Source organism: Larkinella humicola, from assembly GCF_008727875.1.
Lineage (GTDB): Bacteria > Bacteroidota > Bacteroidia > Cytophagales > Spirosomataceae > Larkinella > Larkinella humicola.
The window spans coordinates 805,779-825,618 of the sequence record NZ_VTWS01000003.1; the positions used below are offsets into that span (position 1 = coordinate 805,779).

At 53.1% G+C, this 19,840-nt stretch carries 10 protein-coding genes; 8 read left to right on the forward strand and 2 right to left on the reverse strand.

The window, feature by feature from the left end; all coding sequences use genetic code 11:
- The first annotated feature begins 93 nt into the window (after positions 1 to 93).
- The 3 genes from F0P93_RS15495 to F0P93_RS15505 all read left to right on the forward strand — a co-directional run bounded on the left by F0P93_RS15495 (position 94) and on the right by F0P93_RS15505 (position 7,938).
- Complete coding sequence (locus F0P93_RS15495; RefSeq protein WP_150877380.1) at positions 94 to 1,128, forward strand: PorP/SprF family type IX secretion system membrane protein; 1,035 nt, start codon at positions 94 to 96, stop codon at positions 1,126 to 1,128.
- 307 nt (positions 1,129 to 1,435) lie between these two features.
- Positions 1,436 to 4,321 (forward strand): DUF8487 domain-containing protein, encoded by a 2,886-nt coding sequence (locus F0P93_RS15500; RefSeq protein WP_150877382.1) that lies wholly within the window; start codon positions 1,436 to 1,438, stop codon positions 4,319 to 4,321.
- Between the two features lie 188 nt (positions 4,322 to 4,509).
- Positions 4,510 to 7,938 carry a DUF5107 domain-containing protein gene (locus F0P93_RS15505; RefSeq protein ID WP_150877384.1) on the forward strand — a complete coding sequence of 1,143 codons (3,429 nt, stop codon included), beginning with the start codon at positions 4,510 to 4,512 and terminating at the stop codon, positions 7,936 to 7,938.
- Here F0P93_RS15505 and F0P93_RS15510 read toward each other — a convergent pair.
- Positions 7,935 to 8,816 (reverse strand): AraC family transcriptional regulator, encoded by an 882-nt coding sequence (locus F0P93_RS15510; RefSeq protein ID WP_150877386.1) that lies wholly within the window; start codon positions 8,814 to 8,816, stop codon positions 7,935 to 7,937. The genes F0P93_RS15505 and F0P93_RS15510 overlap by 4 nt on opposite strands.
- A gap of 101 nt (positions 8,817 to 8,917) precedes the next feature.
- On the opposite strand from F0P93_RS15510, the gene F0P93_RS15515 reads away from it, so the two are divergent.
- The 4 genes from F0P93_RS15515 to F0P93_RS15530 all read left to right on the forward strand — a co-directional run bounded on the left by F0P93_RS15515 (position 8,918) and on the right by F0P93_RS15530 (position 18,553).
- The gene (locus tag F0P93_RS15515) at positions 8,918 to 10,258 is read left to right on the forward strand and encodes a sugar porter family MFS transporter (RefSeq protein WP_150877388.1); all 1,341 of its coding nucleotides are present in this window, start codon (positions 8,918 to 8,920) and stop codon (positions 10,256 to 10,258) included.
- A 174-nt stretch (positions 10,259 to 10,432) separates the two neighbouring features.
- Positions 10,433 to 13,492: a SusC/RagA family TonB-linked outer membrane protein gene (locus F0P93_RS15520; RefSeq protein ID WP_150877390.1), complete on the forward strand. Its 3,060-nt coding sequence runs from the start codon at positions 10,433 to 10,435 to the stop codon at positions 13,490 to 13,492.
- A gap of 29 nt (positions 13,493 to 13,521) precedes the next feature.
- A complete protein-coding gene (locus F0P93_RS15525; RefSeq protein ID WP_150877392.1) occupies positions 13,522 to 15,090 on the forward strand; it encodes a RagB/SusD family nutrient uptake outer membrane protein in 1,569 nt (522 codons plus the stop codon).
- A gap of 154 nt (positions 15,091 to 15,244) precedes the next feature.
- Complete coding sequence (locus F0P93_RS15530) at positions 15,245 to 18,553, forward strand: VCBS repeat-containing protein (protein WP_150877394.1); 3,309 nt, start codon at positions 15,245 to 15,247, stop codon at positions 18,551 to 18,553.
- Here F0P93_RS15530 and F0P93_RS15535 read toward each other — a convergent pair.
- Entirely contained in the window at positions 18,550 to 18,891 is a 342-nt protein-coding gene (locus F0P93_RS15535; RefSeq protein WP_150877397.1) for a winged helix-turn-helix transcriptional regulator, read from the reverse strand. The genes F0P93_RS15530 and F0P93_RS15535 overlap by 4 nt on opposite strands.
- 100 nt (positions 18,892 to 18,991) lie before the next feature.
- Here F0P93_RS15535 and F0P93_RS15540 point away from each other — a divergent pair, with 100 nt between their 5' ends.
- Positions 18,992 to 19,741 carry an SDR family oxidoreductase gene (locus tag F0P93_RS15540; protein ID WP_150877399.1) on the forward strand — a complete coding sequence of 250 codons (750 nt, stop codon included), beginning with the start codon at positions 18,992 to 18,994 and terminating at the stop codon, positions 19,739 to 19,741.
- Positions 19,742 to 19,840: the final 99 nt, after the last annotated feature.

Genomic DNA, 19,840 nt, shown 5'->3' on the forward strand with positions numbered 1-19,840 from the left:
GCGGTCAAGTGCAATTTTACGGTAAAAAAACGTTTATGTTTTAGTGTTTTCCCGGAACCAGTTTGGCAAGTTGTTTGCACTAAAGATACAGTTATGTTAAAACGTTACCTTCTTCTCCTCTTTGGCTTGCTGATCGCCGGAACGGTTTGGGCGCAGGATCCGCAGTTTTCGCAGTTCTATGCGGCTCCCATGTACTTAAACCCGGCTTTTGCCGGTTCAGCCCTGGCGCCACGGGTAACGGTCAACTACCGGAACCAATGGCCCGCCGTGACCAATTACGTCACGTCCATGGTGAGCGTCGATCACTATTTCGACCGTTACAACAGCGGGGTTGGCCTGATGCTGCAAAGCGATAACCAGGGTCAGGGGCGCATCCGTTCCACCGACATTGGCTTGCAATATTCCTACCAGATTCAATTGGCCGAACAAACGTTCGTGCGGCTGGGCGTTCAGGGCTCCTACGTAAACCGCTCGATCAACTGGTTTGGCTTGACTTTTGGCGATCAATATAACAACGGCGGCTTCACCGGCAATCCCACCACTGACCCCGTGGTTTCCAACGGCTCGCCAACCCTTTCGTACCTGGATTTTTCAACCGGCGGTTTGCTGTATTCCGACTGGTACTGGATCGGCGTGGCGGCTCACCACCTGGGGCGACCCAATCAGGGCGTTTTTGTCCTGAGCGACGAAAGCCGTCTTCCGATGAAAGGGAGCGTCCACGCGGGTCTGCGAATTCCCTTCGCGGGTTTCACCGGCCTGGGCGACGAGTGGGATCGTGAGAAAACGATATCCCCCGCGATTAACTACCGGTATCAGGGCAAGTACGACCAACTGGATCTGGGTGTTTACATGACCTATTCGCCCATGGTGGTCGGGCTTTGGTACCGTGGTTTACCGTTGAAAAAATACGCTCCGAGTGTCACCAACCGCGAATCACTGATTGTGTTGGCCGGTTTTCGTCAGGACAATTTTTCGATTGGCTATAGCTACGACGCCACCATTTCCTCGCTCGGACCGGGCAGCGGGGGTGCCCACGAAATTTCGCTGTCGTATACCTTCGAGAATTTTCCTGCGGGCAAACCGAAAAACCGCAAAGCTCGCAAGCAGCTTTCCTGCCCCAAATTCTAGTTGCTTTGTTTCGTGAAATGCCTGACCTTTTCGTTTAATTTATTTAGGACTTACACCTGATAATTCTTTCGCTTTCTGCCCCGTTCCCCTAAAGGGGACTTGGACGCGAATTCTCCGGATGCTAGAAGTCCCCTTTAGGGGAACGGGGCAGAAAGCGAAAGTCCTTGATTGAAGGGCTCTGGAATTTCCGTTAAATTATCCATCTTTTCCCAAATAAACTCTATGGTTTATTTTATATGAATTTGTGTTTTTTGCATGACGATTAGGTAGATCACGGCTGATCATAAACCGCCTGATCGGGTTCACAATGCAAAAAAGGGGGCTATTCATTTTTATCCTTTCCATCGGAAGCTGGCTTGCCAATTCTACACAAGCCGTCAGTCAATCCAAACTTTCGCTCGCCGGGGAGTGGCAACTCCGTTTAGACCCCGCCGATCTGGGTTTACGGGAACACTGGTGGCAGGGAACCTACCCCGATCGGGTGAAGCTACCGGGTTCTTTAACGGAAAACGGAAAGGGGAATGACATTACCCTGCAAACACCCTGGGTCGGCGATGTCATCGACAGCACGTATTTTTTCGCGGACAGCTACAAAAAATACCGCGAGAATCCCATCAAAATACCGTTCTGGCTTCAATCCGTCAAGTATTACGCCGGACCGGCCTGGTATCGACGCCAGATTGAAATTCCCGCCAACTGGGCCAAAAAACGCATGACGCTGAACCTGGAACGCTGCCATTGGGAAACAATGGTATACGTTAATGGCCAGTTCTGCGGCACCCGCAACTCCCTCGTGGCTCCCCATCAGTTCGACCTGACCAAACACCTTCGACCGGGCACTAATACCATCGCTATTCGGGTCGACAACCGGTATAAACTGCACATTGGCCCCAATTCGCACAGCGTTGCCGATCATACGCAAACCAACTGGAATGGGTTGGTCGGTGATTTGTCGGTAACCGCCGAAGCACCAACGTATATTGAAGACGTTCAAGCCTTTCCAAATCTGGCAACTCAATCGATCAAAGTGACGATGGCGCTTCGCCAGCCCCGGCACCAGGAATTTCAGGGGAAGCTGATTCTACAGGCCCGGAGTTTGCAAAAAAATGGCGCGGCCTTGCCGGAATTCACGCAGGCCGTTCGGTTCACCGGCGAAGAAACCACGGTAAACCCAACGTATGCCATACCGAATCCGCAACGCTGGGACGAGTTTAACCCCAACCTGTACAAATTGCACGTTCGGCTGGTCAGCGATCAGGGCGAGTTGCTATCGGAACGGGAGGTGACGTTTGGCATGCGCGAAATGAGTACGAGCGGAACGCGACTGGCCATCAACGGTCGCCCGATTTTTCTGCGGGGCGATGTCGAATGCGCCACCTTCCCGCTGACGGGCTATCCGCCAACGGCGGAACCGTACTGGGAAAAAATCATGAAAACCGCCAAAAGTTACGGCCTGAATCATCTGCGCTTTCACTCGTGGTGTCCGCCCGAAGCGGCATTTGACGTGGCCGACCGGCTTGGCGTGTATCTGTACGTGGAAAGCCCGCTGTGGGCCAACCAGAGCAGTGCCGTCGGCACCGGTGGCGTAATCGACGATTTCATTTACCAGGAATCGGAACGCATTCTGAAAGCGTACGGCAATCACCCGTCGTTTTGCATGATGTCCTACGGCAATGAACCAGCCGGACCCGAGCAGAACGAGTTTCTGGGTCGCTGGGTCGATCATTTCAAGCAAAAAGACAACCGCCGACTCTACACCAGTGGCGCGGGCTGGCCGATGATTCCTGAAAACCAGTTTCATATTCATTCCGACGCCCGGATTCAGCGGTGGGGCGAGGGCGTGAAAAGCATCATCAACGCGGGAACGCCCAAAACCAGTTACGACTGGCGCGAGATCACCAAAACCGCTACGGCACCCTACGTCAGCCATGAAATCGGGCAGTGGTGCGTTTATCCGAATTTCAAGGAGATCGCTAAATACACCGGCGTGGTGCGGGCGAAAAATTTTGAAATTTTCAAGGAAACGCTCGAAGCCAACGGCATGGGCGATCAGGCCGAAGCCTTTCTGCATTCGTCGGGTCGTTTGCAGACGCTTTGCTATAAAGCCGATATCGAAGCGGCCCTGCGCACGCCCGGTTTTGCCGGTTTTCAGTTGCTGGGGTTACACGATTTTCCGGGACAGGGCACCGCGCTGGTGGGCGCGCTGGATGTTTTCTGGGAATCCAAAGGCTACACCACCCCTGAGGAATACCGCACGTTTTGCAGCCCAACGGTTTTGCTGGCCCGCATGGAAAAGCTCGTGTATGAAAACAATGAAACGTTACAGGCCGCTGTGGAAATCGCCCACTTTGGCGCGGGCGAGTTGACCAACCAAACCGTGCTCTGGCAGGTGCTCGATGCAGCCGGTAAAGTAAAACGAAGTGGTTCGCTGACCAAAGACAAGATAGCAATTGATAACCTCCAGTCGGTCGGAACCATTCAATTGCCGCTGGCGGGTTTCAAAAAACCGGAGATGCTTACGTTGAAAGTCGCGTTGAAAGGGGCTGAGAGTACGAATTCCTGGAATTTCTGGGTCTATCCGGCGGGCGTTGATGCCGATGCGGCTACGGGCAAAGTTATTGTTGCTCATACGTTAACGCCGGATGTTGTCAATCAATTGCAGAACGGCGCGAACGTGTTGCTGTTGCCCTACGGACACGTCAAAAAAGGCAAAGGGGCTGAAGTGGAGATTGGGTTTTCGAGTGTTTTCTGGAATACGTCCTGGACCAAAGGGCAGGCTCCGCACACGCTCGGTCTGGTTTGCAACCCGGCTCATCCGCTGTTTGCCAGCTTCCCGACCGAAGCCAGCAGCAACTACCAGTGGCAGGATCTGGTCAGTCATTCGCAAACCGTCATTCTGAACGGTTTTCCGAAAAACCTCCGTCCGCTGATTCAGCCGATCGATACCTGGTTTGAAAACCGCCGGTTGTCGCTGGCCTTCGAAGGCCGGGTTGGCAAAGGAAAACTGCTGGTGTGCAGCATCGATCTGGAAAGTGATCTGGCCAAACGCCCGTCCGCCCGGCAGTTGAAATACAGCCTGCTGAACTACATGAACAGCAGCCAGTTTAAGCCCGCGAACGAGCTGGCACTCGATCAGGTAAACCAGTTGTTTCAGGCCGAAACGTCTCTGCTTAGTCCGAGCTTAAAGAACTAGAACTTAGGTATGATACTCAAATTGTGTTCACAAATTGCCCCTAAATCCCCTAAAGGGGACTTGGACGCGGAACCCTCTGGATGCTAAAAGTCCGGCAGCGGCCGACCGTCCTTTAGGGGATTTAGGGGCAACAAGCGAAAGTTCTAAAAACATTAAAAACTGGTCCGTTTTTATATACAAGCATCTTTATGGCTTTGCAGGAAGTAACTGTGTGGGAAGAATCGGTTGTGATTCCCACGTATGGTGTCGGCGCACCCGAAAAAAATCCGATGTTTCTGGAAAAACGGGTGTATCAGGGCAGCAGCGGGGTGGTGTATCCCCATGCCGTGATCGAAAAGATCGACGATCACAAGGAGGACCGGACCTACCAGGCGGTTTTTCTGGAAAACCGCTACCTGAAAATCATGGTGTTGCCCCAGTTGGGCGGACGGATTCAGATGGCTTACGATAAAATCAAAAACCGTCATTTCGTCTATTACAACCAGGTGATCAAACCCGCACTGGTCGGGCTGACAGGGCCGTGGATTTCGGGCGGTATCGAGTTCAACTGGCCGCAGCACCACCGCCCCAGCACGTTTGAGCCGGTGGATTATACGACCGAAGCGCATCCCGACGGCTCCAAAACCGTGTGGGTCAGCGAAGTGGAGCGGATGTTTCACACCAAAGGCATGGCCGGTTTTCGGCTGCATCCTGATAAAGCCTACCTCGAAATTCAGGGCGTGCTGTACAACCGCACGCCCGTTCCGCAGACTTTTTTGTGGTGGACGAATCCGGCCGTCAAAGTGAATGATCACTACCAGTCGGTTTTTCCGCCGGATGTGTATGCGGTTTTCGACCATGGAAAACGGGATGTTTCCTCGTTTCCGATTGCCACCGGGACCTACTACAAAGTGGATTATTCACCGGGAACGGATATTTCGCGGTACAAGAACATTCCGGTCCCAACGTCTTACATGGCCGTGGCGTCGAAGTATGATTTTATGGGCGGCTACGAACACGACAGCCGGGGCGGTTTGCTGCATGTAGCCAATCACCATTTGTCGCCCGGTAAAAAGCAGTGGACCTGGGGCAACGGCGAGTTTGGCTACGCCTGGGATCGCAACCTGACCGACGAAGACGGGCCGTATATCGAGCTGATGACCGGCGTTTTTACGGACAACCAACCCGATTTTTCGTGGATCATGCCCAATGAAGAACGGACGTTTGTGCAGTACTTCATGCCGTACAGCGAAATCGGCATCGTCAAAAACGCTACGAAGGAAGCCGCTGTCAATCTGGAACTTACATATAAAACCGTCCAGATCAGCGCGTATGCCACCGCCGTGTACGCCGGGGCCGTCATTCGATTGACAAAAAATGGAAACGTGGTTTTTGAACAACGGATTGAGCTTTCGCCGGAAAAACCGTTTCTGCATGAAATCCCGCTTTTTGCCCCTATATCCCCTAAAGGGGACCTTTTGCATCCGGAGGATTTTGCGTCCGAGTCCCCTTCAGGGGATATAGGGGTATTCCGCCTGAGCGTCGAAACCGCTGACGGCCTGGAACTGGTCGCTTACCAGCCCGACGAAGTAGCGGAGACAACGGTTATTCCGGAACCGGCGCAGGCCGCTCTGGACCCCGCCGAGGTGGAAAACAACGAGCAGTTGTATCTGACGGGGTTACACATCGAGCAATACCGCCACGCAACCTATGTTGCCACCGATTATTACGAAGAAGCCCTGCGCCGTGATCCGAAGGATGTGCGGTGCAACAACGCCCTGGGGCTTTGGCATATGAAACGCGGTCAGTTCGCCAAAGCGGAACCGTATTTCAGGCAAGCCATTCAGACACTGATCCAGCGAAATCCGAATCCGTACGACGGCGAACCGTATTACAACCTCGGCCTGTGTTTGCAGGGGGTGGGGCGGTATGACGAAGCCTTCGACGCGTTTTTCAAAGCCACCTGGAATGCCGCCTGGCAGGACACCAGCTTTCTGGAACTGGCTCGCATTGCCACCCGGCGGAAAACCTATACCCAGGCCCTCGAACTGGTCGAGCGTTCACTGGCGCGTAACTGGCACGGGCATTCGGCGCGGCATTTAAAAGTCGCTTTGCTGCGGAAAACCGGGCGAACCCACGAGGCTTTGCAACTCATCAACGACACCCTGGCGATCGACCGGTTTCATTTCGGCTGTCTGTTCGAAAAATCGCTCCTCTTGCAAACCGACGACGCAACGGCTGCGGCCCAGACGCGGAGCCAGCTTAACGACCTGATGCGCTACAACGTCCATACCTACCTGGACTACGCGCTGGATTACAGCCGGGCCGGTTTATACGACGAAGCCATTCAACTGCTCTCGGAATTGCTGAAAACTGGAAAAGCAGTTTATCCGATGGTGTATTACTTTCTGGCCTTTTTCAACACGCAGTTGGGCCAAACCGAAACCGCTCACGATCATCTCAAAAAAGCCACCGAAGCCAGTCCTGACTTTGTGTTCCCCAACCGGCTGGAAGAATTGATGGTTTTGCAATGGGCGGTTTTGCAAAAACCGGATAATCAGCCGATTAATCACGCCCATGCCTGGTATTTTCTGGGCAATTTCTGGTATGGCAACCGGCAATATGAAGAAGCCATCGACGCCTGGGAGCGGTCCGTGAATTTCGATAATACCTTTCCCACCGTGCACCGGAATCTCTCTTTGGCGTATTACAACAAACAGCAACGGGCCGACAAAGCACTGGCGTCTCTGGAAATCGCCTTTGCGCTGGATACCGCCGATGCGCGGGTACTGATGGAGTTGGATCAGTTGTATAAAAAGCTGAATTACCCGCACGAAGAGCGGCTGGCACTACTGGAAAAACATCTTGATACAACCGAAGAGCGCGATGACCTGTCTTTAGAGCGAATCACGCTGTATAATCAGCTCGGCGCGTATGAAAAAGCCCGTGATTTGCTGGCCACCCGGCAATTTCATCCGTGGGAGGGGGGCGAAGGCAAAGTGGTGAGTCAGTACCTGATTTGCCACATCGAACTGGCGAAACAGGCGTTGCAAAATGCGGATTATTCGGAGGCTCTGACTTTACTGACGGCCGCTGAAACCTATCCGGTCAATCTGGGCGAAGGCAAACTGTATGGCGTGCAGGAGCCTGATATTTTCTATTTGAAAGGCTTGGCCTGCGAAGCGATGGGCGAAACGCAAACCGCCCGATCGTATTTTGAACGGGCATCAGTCGGTTTGGATGCGCCGGTACAGGCGGTTTTCTACAACGATCAGCAACCGGACAAACTGTTTTATCAGGGACTGGCCTGGAAAAAACTGGGGCAGAACGACCGGGCCGAAAAGCTCTTCAAGATGCTGATTCAGTACGGAGAAACGCACCTGAACGACGCCATCAAGATCGATTATTTCGCGGTATCGCTCCCCGATTTACTGGTCTTTGATGCCGATCTGAACGAACGAAACCGCATCGGTTGTCAGTACCTGATGGGCCTTGGTCACCTGGGTTTGGGAAATGGACATATCGACCGGGCCTTAAGTAGTTTTGATGCCGTTCTGGCGAGTGATCGCAACCACCAGGGCGCAGCTTTGCACCGAAAAATGGTCGATTTTCTAACCACACAGGTCGTTTCGGGTTAGGATTTCCGGAGTTTGCGGAAGTCGCGCGGAGACACGCCCATGACGTGGGCAAAAACCCGGCTGAAGTGGTACGGGTCGCTGTACCCGATCTGATAGGCGACTTCCTTGATGCGCAATTGCGTGTTTTCAAGTAAACGGCAGGATTCCTGAATCTTTAAAAAGGTGAAGAAATTGATGGGCGCACTTTGGACTTTGGTCCGAAAAACCGCCGAATAATGCGACGCCGACATACCCGCAATCTGCGCCAGGTCTTCCAGCGTCAGGTTCTTGCTCAGGTTTTCTTTCATGAACGCGATGGTTCGGCTGATCGGGTCATTTTCGGGTTGGGCAAACTGGTTGGGGTTATAAACCGCATTGTTGAACGTGGCCAGAAACCGCGACAGACTGCTGTTGGCATACACAATATTGTCCATGTTATACGACATTTCAACGTGCGACAGAATGTCGTCGAAAAGTTGAAACCGTTCGGGCTGGGGCGACACGGTTACCGGGGAAGGATCGGTATCCTGCTTTAAAAACTGCAAAAAATGATGCGCGTTGGAACCGGTAAAATGCAGCCAGTAGATGGTCCAGGGATTTTGGGCGTCGGTTCCGTAGCGGTGGGCGAGGTCAGCGGGCAGGATAAAGGCCTGATTGGGTTTGACAAGGTGTTTACGGTCGTTGAGGACGTACCAGCCTTCCCCCTGAACGCAGTAGATCAGAATATGCTGCGGGCTTCCTTTCCGGCGTTCGCGGTCATGGAAAGCGGCTTTCGGATAATACCCGATATCGGTGATGTACAACGACTCACAAAGCGGATGAACGGCAATCAGTTTTTTTAACTCGCCCGGCAACACATAACTGCGTTGTCCGGCAAAGCCTTCTTTCTTTTTGATCATGTCGCAATATTATCTAGGTATGGGTCAGGAATGGTTTGTAAAAATACGCATCTGTATCGCTTTTTTTCTAAAAATTACCCGAATACTTTAACAAAACCACCATGGCAAAAACCGGGCTTAACGCCAACTATATTTTTGGAATCGCCTTCATTTCGGCCCTGGGCGGGTATCTGTTTGGCTTTGATTTTGCCGTGATTTCGGGGACGCTGCCGTTTCTGCGGGGCTATTTCGGGCTCACAGCCTGGTGGGAGGGATTTCTAACCGGTTCGCTGGCATTGGGCTGTATGCTGGGCTGCGTGCTGGCTGGTAACCTCGCCGACCGCTACGGTCGTAAGCCCGGCCTGATGGTGGCGGCCCTCATTTTTGCGCTCTCTTCGCTGGGCATGGCCTTCTCCTCCACCTTACCGGTTTTCATCACCATGCGCTTCGTGGCCGGGATCGGGGTCGGGATGGCGTCGACGCTGAGTCCGCTCTACATTGCCGAAATTTCGCCCGCCGAAGTCCGGGGCCGGAATGTGTCCATCAACCAGTTGACCATCGTTATCGGGATTCTGATCACCAATCTGGTTAACTACGCATTGGCTGATAACGGCCCCGATGCCTGGCGGTGGATGTTCGGGCTGGGGGCGGTGCCATCCGCCGGTTTTTTGCTGGGCGTGTTCTGGTTACCCGAAAGTCCACGGTGGCTGGTACAGAAAGGACGGGTGCAGGAAGGCGAAACGATTTTGCGTCGGATTGGTGGAGAATCCTTTGTAAAACAGACCGTTACTGCCATCAATCGGTCAATGGAAGGAGCCGAAAAACCGTCGTTGTCCATGCTGCTGGAGCAGGGCGTTCGCCCGGCGGTGATTGTCGGCATTGGCCTGGCGGTGCTGCAGCAATTGTGCGGAATCAATGTGGTTTTCAATTATACCTCCACGATTTTCGAGACCGTGGGAGCCAATCTCGACCGGCAGTTGTTCGAAACCGTAGCCATCGGAATCGTCAATCTGGTGTTCACGCTGGTGGCCATGTGGCAGGTGGATAAACTGGGCCGAAAACCGCTGATGCTCATCGGAACCCTGGGGCTGGCGGTGTTGTATGTGGTGATTGCAGTGCTCCTGAAAACCGGTGCATCGTCGGGTTTGCTGTCGGTCTTTGTGCTGCTGGCAATCAGCGTTTACGCAACCTCCCTGGCACCCATCACCTGGGTTTTGATCTCGGAGATTTTTCCCAACCGGGTCCGTGGACTGGCGTCGTCGGTCGCGATTCTGGCGTTGTGGGGTGCCTACTTCATTCTGGTTTTCACCTTTCCCATTCTGGCCGAACAGCTCGGGACATACGGACCTTTCGGGCTTTACGCGGTAATCTGTCTCGTCGGATTCTGGTTTGTCCGCCGAAATGTGCGCGAAACCAAAGGAAAAACGCTGGAAGAACTGGAAGATACCTTCACCGCACACTGATTTCATAAAATTATCCATCTTAATCGAAATTCTCTCTATTGATTTAGGCGTCGAAGCCTTTAATCTTTGTAGTTATGGAATTTAGCAAATAATGATTTGGATTTTATTGTGCCTACCATCAATTCAATCGGCTAATTCTGACTAATCAACTAAACCCTTAATCCTTTCTTACGTATGAATCATTCTATACGGTGTCTGCAAACAACCCTGGTATTGGTTTGCCTTACACTGACCACTTTTGCCCAGAGCCTGATTACGGGCAAGGTGGTTGGTGAGCAAAACGATGGCATACCGGGTGCTACGATTACCATAAAGGGCACGACCCGGGGCACGACAACTGATGCTTCTGGCGGGTTTCAACTGAATGCCAGCCCCAACGAAACGCTCGTATTCAGCTACGTGGGCTATGTGACTCAGGAAGCCGTTGTTGGCAACCGCACCAGCCTGACCATCAAAATGCTGACCGACACCCGCAGTCTGGAAGAAGTAGTGGTGGTGGGCTACGGTACGGTGAAGAAAAGTGACCTGACCGGTTCGGTTTCGACCATCAAGGCCGATGCCATCAAGGAAATGCCGGTGGTTTCGGTCGATCAGGCCATTCAGTCGCGGGCACCTGGCGTTCAGGTGACCCAGAGTTCGGCGGCTCCGGGCGGTGGGATTTCCATTCGTGTGCGGGGTGCCAACTCCATCAACAGCGGAAGTGAGCCGCTGTATGTCATCGACGGTTTTCCGATGTATCCCGACAATGGCGCGATGGGAACCGCGGGGAACCGGCAATCGAGCAACGCGATGGCCACCATCAACCCCAACGAAATTGAATCCATCGAAATTCTGAAAGATGCCTCCGCCACCTCGATTTACGGGTCGCGGGGTTCGAACGGGGTGGTTCTGATTACGACCAAACGCGGGAAAGAAGGCCAGAGCCGGGTCGATTACGAAGGATCGTACTCGTTCCAGCAAATTGCAAGGCCCATTGAAGTGTTGAACGGCAGCGATTACGCCCGGTATCTGAACCTTCTGGAACGAAGCCAGGGCGGCAGCCCTCGGTTTACCGACGCGCAAATCAGCCAGATCGGCGAGGGCACCAACTGGCTGAATGCGATTACGCAAACCGGCGCACTGTCTAACCACCAGCTTTCGTTTACCGGCGGAAACAAGGCCATGCGGTATGCTTTCGTTGCCAACTATCTGGATAACAAGGGAATTGTCAAGAATACATTTTTCAAACGGTACGGTTTTCGGCTGAACCTCGACAATGATTTTCTCAACGGCCGGGCCACACTCAGCAATAGCTGGTCGTATAACCGGACAGGAAGCAGCAACGTGGCAACGGATCGGGGCGGCCCGGGCGGAATCATCATTACGGCACTGGGCCTGGACCCAACCGTCGCGGTGTATGACCAGAATGGCAATTACAATTACCCCAGCTACGATCAGCGCTTCAACATCAACCCCCTGGCGGAAGCTCAGGAAGGCTACGACCGGGATAACATCAACCGGTTATTCGGAACCACGGCGCTGACCTTCAACATCATTGAGGGGCTGAAATTCCGGACCAGCCTGGGCGCTGATGTCGTGAATGCGACCCGTAACACGTTCTACAACAACTACACTTTCACCGGTCGGCAGTATGGCCGGCAACTGGAACGGGCCAACCGCAACGTCAGCAGCATCCTGAACGAAAACATTCTGAGCTACAACAAGCAAATCCGGCCGGGCCATAACCTCGACGTAACACTGGGATATACCTACCAGCAGGAGAGCAACCTGTTCAACTCGGCGTCGACGCGCGGACTGCCCTCGGACGATCCGGAGTCGGTTAACATGCAAAACGGTAGCAAACCGCAGATTCCCAATTCCGGGCGTCAGGACTGGGCCCTGCAATCGTTGCTGGGCCGGGTGAACTACAATCTGAAAGACCGCTACCTGTTTACGGTAACGTTCCGGCGCGATGGTTCGTCCCGGTTTGGCCCGAGCAACAAATGGGCCACGTTCCCTTCAGCGGCTGTTGGCTGGCGTCTGGTAAACGAAGATTTCTTCCAGAACTCGGCTCTGAAAAATGTGTTTGATGACGTTAAAATCCGGGCCAGCTACGGTCTGACGGGGAATTCACAAATCCCGGTTTACCGATCTTTGGGTGGTTTGTCGACCTACAATTATGTGTTCGGCGGTAGCCTGGCTGCGGGCTATGGCCCCAACCGGATTGCGAACCCCAACCTGAAATGGGAAAGCACGGCGATGCTGAACCTCGGTCTGGATCTGTCCCTGCTGAACAACCGCCTTTCGATGACCTTCGACGTGTTCAGCAACAAAACCACGGATCTGTTGCTGGATGTTTCCATTCCGCAGAGCACCGGTTTCAGCACCATCATGTTGAACTCCGGATCGCTGACTAACAAGGGTGTTGAGTTTTCCACGAACTACAAAATCGTTAACAATGCCGCGTTTAAATGGGATGTGAGCGGTAATATTTCGGTGTTGCGGAATGAGATTACCAATTTGGGCCAAAGTACGCCCTTCTTCGCCAACAGCACCAGCGGCCACTTGGGCGTTTTTGGTAGCTGGGTAGAAGCCGGAAATCCGATCGGCGTCTGGAAAGGCTACAAATACGTCGGACTGTTTCAAACTGACGACGAAGGCAAGACCTTTGCCGCCCGCGCGGGCTATCCGAAATACGAAGACGTGAACGGCGACGGAAAATATACCGCCGATGATTACGTGGTGATGGGCAATCCAAACCCGAAATTTACCTGGGGACTGAATTCCAGTGTCAAGTTTAAAAATTTCGACCTGTCGATCTTCTTCCGGGGTGTTCATGGCAACGATGTACGGAACCTGCAACAGTCGGAAATGGGCGATGGGGTTCAGAAAATCAACCAGATTGGCGACATCCTGACGGATTCGTGGACGCCGACCAACACGGGTGCCAGCCGGCCCGTGATCGATGGTCGCCGGGATTTCATCTCCTTCCGCCGGTCGTCGTTCTTCATTCAGGACGGATCTTTTGTTCGGTTGCAAAACCTGGCGCTGGGGTATAACCTGCCGCTGAATACCAAATACATCCGGTCGGCCCGGATCTACGCCAGCGGTCAGAACCTGTTCCTGATTACGAAATACAAAGGATTCGATCCGGAAGTGAACAACCAGGGCCAGAACAACCTGAACCGGGGCGATGACTACGACGCGTATCCCCGCGCCCGGATGTTTACGGTGGGAGTCAATCTTGGTCTGTAATTCGCTAACCCTACAATCTTTAAAGAGACATGAACCTGATTATTTCTTCCAAAGTCAAATCCCTGCTGATGCTGTCGGTCCTGGCCACGGGCCTCGGTTGCTCGGATCTCAAGGAAAACCCCGACTTTATCAATCCCGACACGTTTTATAAATCGGCTACGGAACTGGAACTGGGCGTCAACGGTATTTACGACGATCTGAACTCCGGCTATTCCGGTTATTTCTATGACCGCTACGTGTTTGAGTGTTTGACGGGCGACCAGATCGGCTGGGAAAAAGGCCCGCTGCAATACAACCTGGGGAACGTCAGCTCGGCCGATGAGTACATTGAGGCTTACTGGTCAATCAGTTACCGTTCCATCAACCGCGCCAATGCGGTGATCGAAACCGCCGATGCGATGAAAGATCCATCCAACGACGCCCTGGTAAAACGCCTGAAGGCCGAAGCGCAGTTTCTGCGGGCGTTCTATTACTACGGTTTGCTGAGTTATTTTGACAATCCTCCGCTGACGACCAAATCGACCAAGGGCATTAGTGAATTGCCGTCGAACGCGGGTGGAAAACGGGCGGTCATCGACCAGATTTACGCCGATGCCAAAGCCGCGGCTGAAGCATTGCCCGCAGCCTACACCGGTGCCAACGCCGGACGGGCGACGAAATGGGCCGCCAAATCGATCCTGATGAAAGCCCAGCTTTGGGATGAAAAATGGGCCGACGCCAAAACCACCGCCGAAGACATTATCAACAACAGCGGTTTGCAGTTGTACGAAAACTTCGGGTATAACTTCGATCTGGCCCACGAAAACCAGGGCGAACGGATTTTTGAAGGCCAGGTTTCGGCAGCCGCCAACGCCAGCGAGTGGAATGTGCATTCAGCCCACTTCAATCCGGAAGATTATCCGAGCGAACTGGGTGGTGCAGGCTGGAGCTGGCTGAGCGCGACGCAGGAATTCCGGGCTTCGTACGACAGCAAGGACAAACGCATCGATGCCACGTTCATCGAATCATATCCAACGGGCCGCCTGGGCAAAGTCAACGGGCAATATCCGGTTGTGAAGTGGAGCCCAACAGCGGATTTCAACCTTTCCCGGTTTGGCGGTATTGTCAAGGCCGATGCGAATCCGGCGGACCCTAATCAACTGGTTTTTGGCAAAGCCTGGGCGGGCAAGCTGGTGGAACTGGGTATTAACTACAACAATACCGAAAAGAACACCATCTACATCCGGCTGGCGGACATTCTACTGGGTCATTCCGAAGCCTGTAATGAAAGCAATGCGGGCGACAAGTTCATGGGAATCAATAAGGTACGTGCTCGTGCCGGTCTGACGGCCCTGAGCGGTTTGAGCCAGTCGGCGTTGCGGGATGCGATCATCAAAGAGCGCGAGCAGGAGTTCGTCTTTGAGCAGGTCATGTATCCGGAATTGCGTCGCAAAAGCAAACCGGGCGGACAGCCTGATTACCTGGGTGAGCGAATCAACCACTATATTACGAAATACAAAGTGGGCCGGACCCTCAAACCACGGGATTACGTGCTTCCACTCCCGCTGAAAGAAATGCAGGGAAATCCGAACGTAACGCAAAACCCGGTGTGGCAGTAATAGTTAGTTGCCCTTAAATCCCCTAAAGGAGACTTGTACACAGATTCTCCAGGACGAAAGTCCCCTTTAGGGGATTTAGGGGCAAAATTTGATCAATCAAAGAGGGCTTTCACGAGCCCTTTTTTGATTTCTGTTTTTTAGCGACCTTGCCTGTATGAAGTACCTATTCCTCTTGCCGGTTTTCCTGTGCATCCTGGCCTGCGAGCAAAAGCCGAAGACGCTCTTTACCACCTTGCCCGCTTCACAAACCGGCGTCCATTTCCAGAATTCCATTACCGAAAACGACTCCTTTAATCTGGTCGATTATTATTATGTCTACAACGGCGGGGGCGTCGCGGTCGGTGATTTGAACAACGACAACCTGCCCGATTTGTATTTCACCGGCAATCAGGTGGGCGACCGGATGTATTGGAACACCACCAAACCCGGTTCGGATTCGCCCACCTTCGAGGACGTGACGGACAAGGCCGGTATTCAGAAAGGCGGCTGGTCGACTGGGGTCACGATGGCCGATGTGAATGCCGACGGGCTGCTGGATATTTACGTTTGTAAGTCCGGGAATTACGCCGGAAGCCGCCGGAAAAATCAGCTCTACATCAACAAAGGGAATTTTCAGTTTGAAGAAAGCGCCGAACGCTACGGTCTGGACGATACCAGTTACACCAATCAGGCTACGTTTTTTGATTACGACAAGGACGGTGATCTGGACGTTTTTTTGCTGACCAGTACGAATCTGGTTCGCAATCCCAACCAGGTGACGCCGGTCATTGCCGACGGTTCCGGGCTGGCCAACGACAAGCTGTTTCGCAACGATTCGAAGGCATCGGGACCCCGGTTTACGGACGTGACCAAAGCGGCCGGTATTCTGCACGACGGTTTCGGGTTGGGGCTGACGGTTTCGGATTTCAATCAGGACGGCTGGGAGGACATTTACGTCGCCAACGACTTTCTGGCGAACGATTTTCTGTACGTCAACAACCGGAACGGGACCTTCAGCGAAGTCAGTAAATCGTATTTCAAGCACCACAGCCAGTTTTCGATGGGCTGCGATGCTGCCGACATCAACAACGACGGCTTACCGGATCTGGTCGTAGCCGACATGCTGCCCGCCGACAACGAGCAGCGTAAAAAAATGGCGGGGGCCGCTAACTATCAGCAGTTTGAAAGCATCACCCGCCAGGGCTATCACCCGCAGTTTATGCGCAATATGCTGCAGGTGAACGGCGGAAAAGCCGCCGACGGCCGGATCGTTTTCTCCGAAATTGGGCAGTTCGCCGGGGTTTCGTCCACCGACTGGAGCTGGTCGCCTTTGCTGGCCGATCTGGACAACGACGGCTGGCGGGATCTGGTCATCACGAATGGCTATCTGCGCGACATTACCGATCTGGATTTTGTATCGTTCAACGATTCCTTCGCGCAGGGAAACCGCACGCCCGAAGAAATTAATGCGTATCTGCGGCAGGGCGCACCCAAAATGCCGAGCATCAAAAAGGCCAACCGGTTTTTCCGAAACCGTCGCGATCTGACCTTTGATGATGTGACCGCCACCTGGTTCGGCTCGGAAACATCCCTGTCGAATGGGTCAGCCTACGCCGATCTCGACCGCGACGGTGATCTGGATTTGATTGTCAACAACATCAACCAGGACGCCTACATCCTACAAAACGCGACCGCCAACTCGCATTACCTGCAACTGAAATTACAAGGCCCGAAACAGAACCGGTTCGGACTGGGGGCGGATGTGACACTCTACAACAACGGATTGACGCAAACGCATCATCAGGCCGTTACGCGGGGCTATCAATCGTCAGTCGATTACATTATTCACTTTGGTTTGGGTGCCGCAAAAACCGTTGATTCCCTGCGGATTGTGTGGCCGGATGGCAAATTGCAGACGCTCAAAAAACCGGGCATCGACCGGCTGGTATCGTTGGATTACCGTCAAGCTACCCAAACCGCCCGGCAACCGGAAATCCGCCCGGTCACGCTGCTGACCGACGTAACCCAGGCATCTGGAATAAGGCTGACGCACCAGGAAGAGTCGTATCTGGATTACAACCAGGAACCGCTTTTGCCGCACAAACTCTCGCAACAAGGCCCGAAACTGGCGGCAGGCGATGTTAACGGCGACGGTCTGGAAGATCTGTTCGTGGGCGGTTCGTTCCGGCATTACGGAAAATTGCTGATCCAGACGTCGGCAGGGCGGTTTATCGAAAAACCGTACACCGATGAATCGCAGCCGAAAGACGAGGAGGATGTTGGGGCGCTGCTGTTCGACGCGGATGGCGATGGCGATAAGGATTTGTACATTGTCAGCGGCTCCAACGAGTATTACGACGGTTCCGAGTATTACCAGGACCGGCTGTATCTCAACGACGGAAAAGGCAAATTTACGGCAGCCACCGACCGATTACCGGCCATCCGGCACAGTGGTTCGTGTGTGCTGGCGGTTGATGTGGACAAAGACGGTGACCTCGACCTGTTCCGGGGTGGGCGACTGAAGGCGTTGCAATATCCTCTGCCCGGCGAAAGCTACGTATTGATCAACGACGGCGGGCGCTTTCGGAATGCAACGGATGAGCTGGCACCCAACCTGCGGAACGTCGGTATGGTGACCGATGCGGTTTGGGCCGACATCGACCGCGATTCGTGGCCGGATCTGGTGGTGGTGGGTGAAATGATGCCGATTACGGTTTTCAAAAATAACCGGGGCCGACTCGTGCCCTTGTCGCTGGAGGCACTGAAAGGCTCGGAAGGGTTCTGGAATTGCATTCGTTCCGGTGATTTCGACCACGATGGCGATCTTGATTTTGTGATTGGCAATCTGGGGCTGAACAGCCGCTACCGGGTGTCGCCCAGCCAGCCGATGCGCATCTACGCGGGTGATTACGACAATAACGGTCGGCTCGATGCCATCGCCACCTATTATTTAGACGGCATCGAATATCCGATTGCGTCCCGCGACGAGCTGGGTCGCCAGTTGCCCCTCATCAAAAAGCAGTTCACGAATTACGCCCTCTACGCCAAAGCCAAAGTCACCGACCTGCTGACGCCCGAGCGACAAAAAATCAGCACGGTTTTGCAGGCTTGCTGGCAGCAAAGTGTATTCCTCGAAAATACCGGCGGCAGTTTCCGGCTTCAACCCTTGCCTGCGCTTGCTCAGTGGGCACCCATCCAGAGTTTGCTGGTGGAAGACATCAATCAGGACGGTCATCTCGACGTGCTGGCGGTCGGAAACGCGTATGATGCCGAGTCGGTGGCCGGACAATACGATGCGATGACGGGACTCGTGCTGAAAGGCGACGGAAAAGGCGGATTTCAGCCATTATTGTTTCCGCAAAGCGGTTTTCTGGCGGATGGCGATTGCAAATTCATCGTTGGAGTCAACAGCCCTGCCCAGCGGCTGATTGTGGTCTCGGTCAATAATGGCCCTTTAAAGGTCTTTCAGCCCAGGAAGAACTAGATCACGGTTCTATGATGCTTCGCCCAGCTAATCATTTCGCTCAGCATTGGCCAGAGCGTTTTGCAATACTCCGTGATTTCATATTCGATGAGGACGGGCGTTTCATTATGTACCGTTCTGGTTACCAACTTATTCATTTCCAATTCCTTCAACTCTTTTGAAAGCATCCTGAACGTAATATTCGGGATGCTTTTGGCAATTTCCCGGTAGCGCTTGTGGCCGCTGCTTAGCGATACGATGATCAATACTTTCCATTTACCGCTGATTACATACAAGGTGTCCTGAATGTATTTCAGATCGGTTGGGCAACTGAAGTTGCAGACGTATTCCTCTTTCATGTTGTGGGTGCTATTCCCGATGATAGCGCTATACCTTAGTATACTGCACACAAATGTATAGCAACTGGTGCATACTTTTGCAGCCATACTAAAAACGAACATGAAAAAGTTAGCAAACAAAGTCGCAGTGGTCACCGGTGGAAACAGCGGAATCGGTTTATCAACCGCCATACTATTTGCCGAACAGGGTGCCAACGTAGCCATTACCGGCCGCAACCCGATTTCTTTAGACCGTGCTGTAGAAGCCATAGGCCACGGAGCGGTCGGCATTGTCAGTGATGTTTCCGATGTAAACAACATCACAAAAGCGTATGAAAAAGTAAGCGAAGTGTTTGGCAAGATTGACGTACTGGTCGTCAATGCGGGTGTAAATCATGCCGGGCCGTTAGCCGACTATACGGAAGAACAATTCGATCAGATCAGCGACATCAATTTCAAAGGGGCCTTTTTTTCGGTGCAGCGCGCGTTGCCGTATTTAAATGATGGAGCGTCCATTATTCTGACTTCCAGCGCCGTAAACGAAAAAGGATTTAGCAATGGGGCGGCCTATTCGGCTACAAAAGCGGCCGTCCGGTCATTGGCCCGAAGTTTTTCGACCGAATTGATGGACCGGAATATCCGGGTGAACGTTCTGTCACCCGGCGCGATTGACACCCCATTTTTCGGCCGAGGTGGTGCTTCACAGGAAGAAGTTGATGGCACAAAAGAATACATGGCCAGCATTATCCCCGCGAAACGGCTGGGCACGGTTGAGGAAGTTGCGGAAGGATTCCTCTATTTAGCCTCGGATGCTTCTAAATACATGGTTGGTTCCGAATTAGTCATGGATGGCGGAGTAAAAACTTTGTAATAGGCTCTTCAGCAAATTCCGTAAAATTATCCATGTAAAGCAAAATTTGCTCCATTCCGATTAGGATTATGGCTGACTAAATTTGTGTAGAACCAATAC

What these genes read in the sequence shown, in the direction of transcription:
- F0P93_RS15495 (WP_150877380.1), top strand. Translation starts at nt 94, where the DNA reads ATGTTAAAACGTTACCTTCTTCTCCTCTTTGGCTTGCTGATCGCCGGA.
- F0P93_RS15500 (WP_150877382.1), top strand. Translation starts at nt 1,436, where the DNA reads ATGCAAAAAAGGGGGCTATTCATTTTTATCCTTTCCATCGGAAGCTGG.
- F0P93_RS15505 (WP_150877384.1), top strand. Translation starts at nt 4,510, where the DNA reads ATGGCTTTGCAGGAAGTAACTGTGTGGGAAGAATCGGTTGTGATTCCC.
- F0P93_RS15510 (WP_150877386.1), bottom strand. Translation starts at nt 8,816, where the DNA reads ATGATCAAAAAGAAAGAAGGCTTTGCCGGACAACGCAGTTATGTGTTG.
- F0P93_RS15515 (WP_150877388.1), top strand. Translation starts at nt 8,918, where the DNA reads ATGGCAAAAACCGGGCTTAACGCCAACTATATTTTTGGAATCGCCTTC.
- F0P93_RS15520 (WP_150877390.1), top strand. Translation starts at nt 10,433, where the DNA reads ATGAATCATTCTATACGGTGTCTGCAAACAACCCTGGTATTGGTTTGC.
- F0P93_RS15525 (WP_150877392.1), top strand. Translation starts at nt 13,522, where the DNA reads ATGAACCTGATTATTTCTTCCAAAGTCAAATCCCTGCTGATGCTGTCG.
- F0P93_RS15530 (WP_150877394.1), top strand. Translation starts at nt 15,245, where the DNA reads ATGAAGTACCTATTCCTCTTGCCGGTTTTCCTGTGCATCCTGGCCTGC.
- F0P93_RS15535 (WP_150877397.1), bottom strand. Translation starts at nt 18,891, where the DNA reads ATGAAAGAGGAATACGTCTGCAACTTCAGTTGCCCAACCGATCTGAAA.
- F0P93_RS15540 (WP_150877399.1), top strand. Translation starts at nt 18,992, where the DNA reads ATGAAAAAGTTAGCAAACAAAGTCGCAGTGGTCACCGGTGGAAACAGC.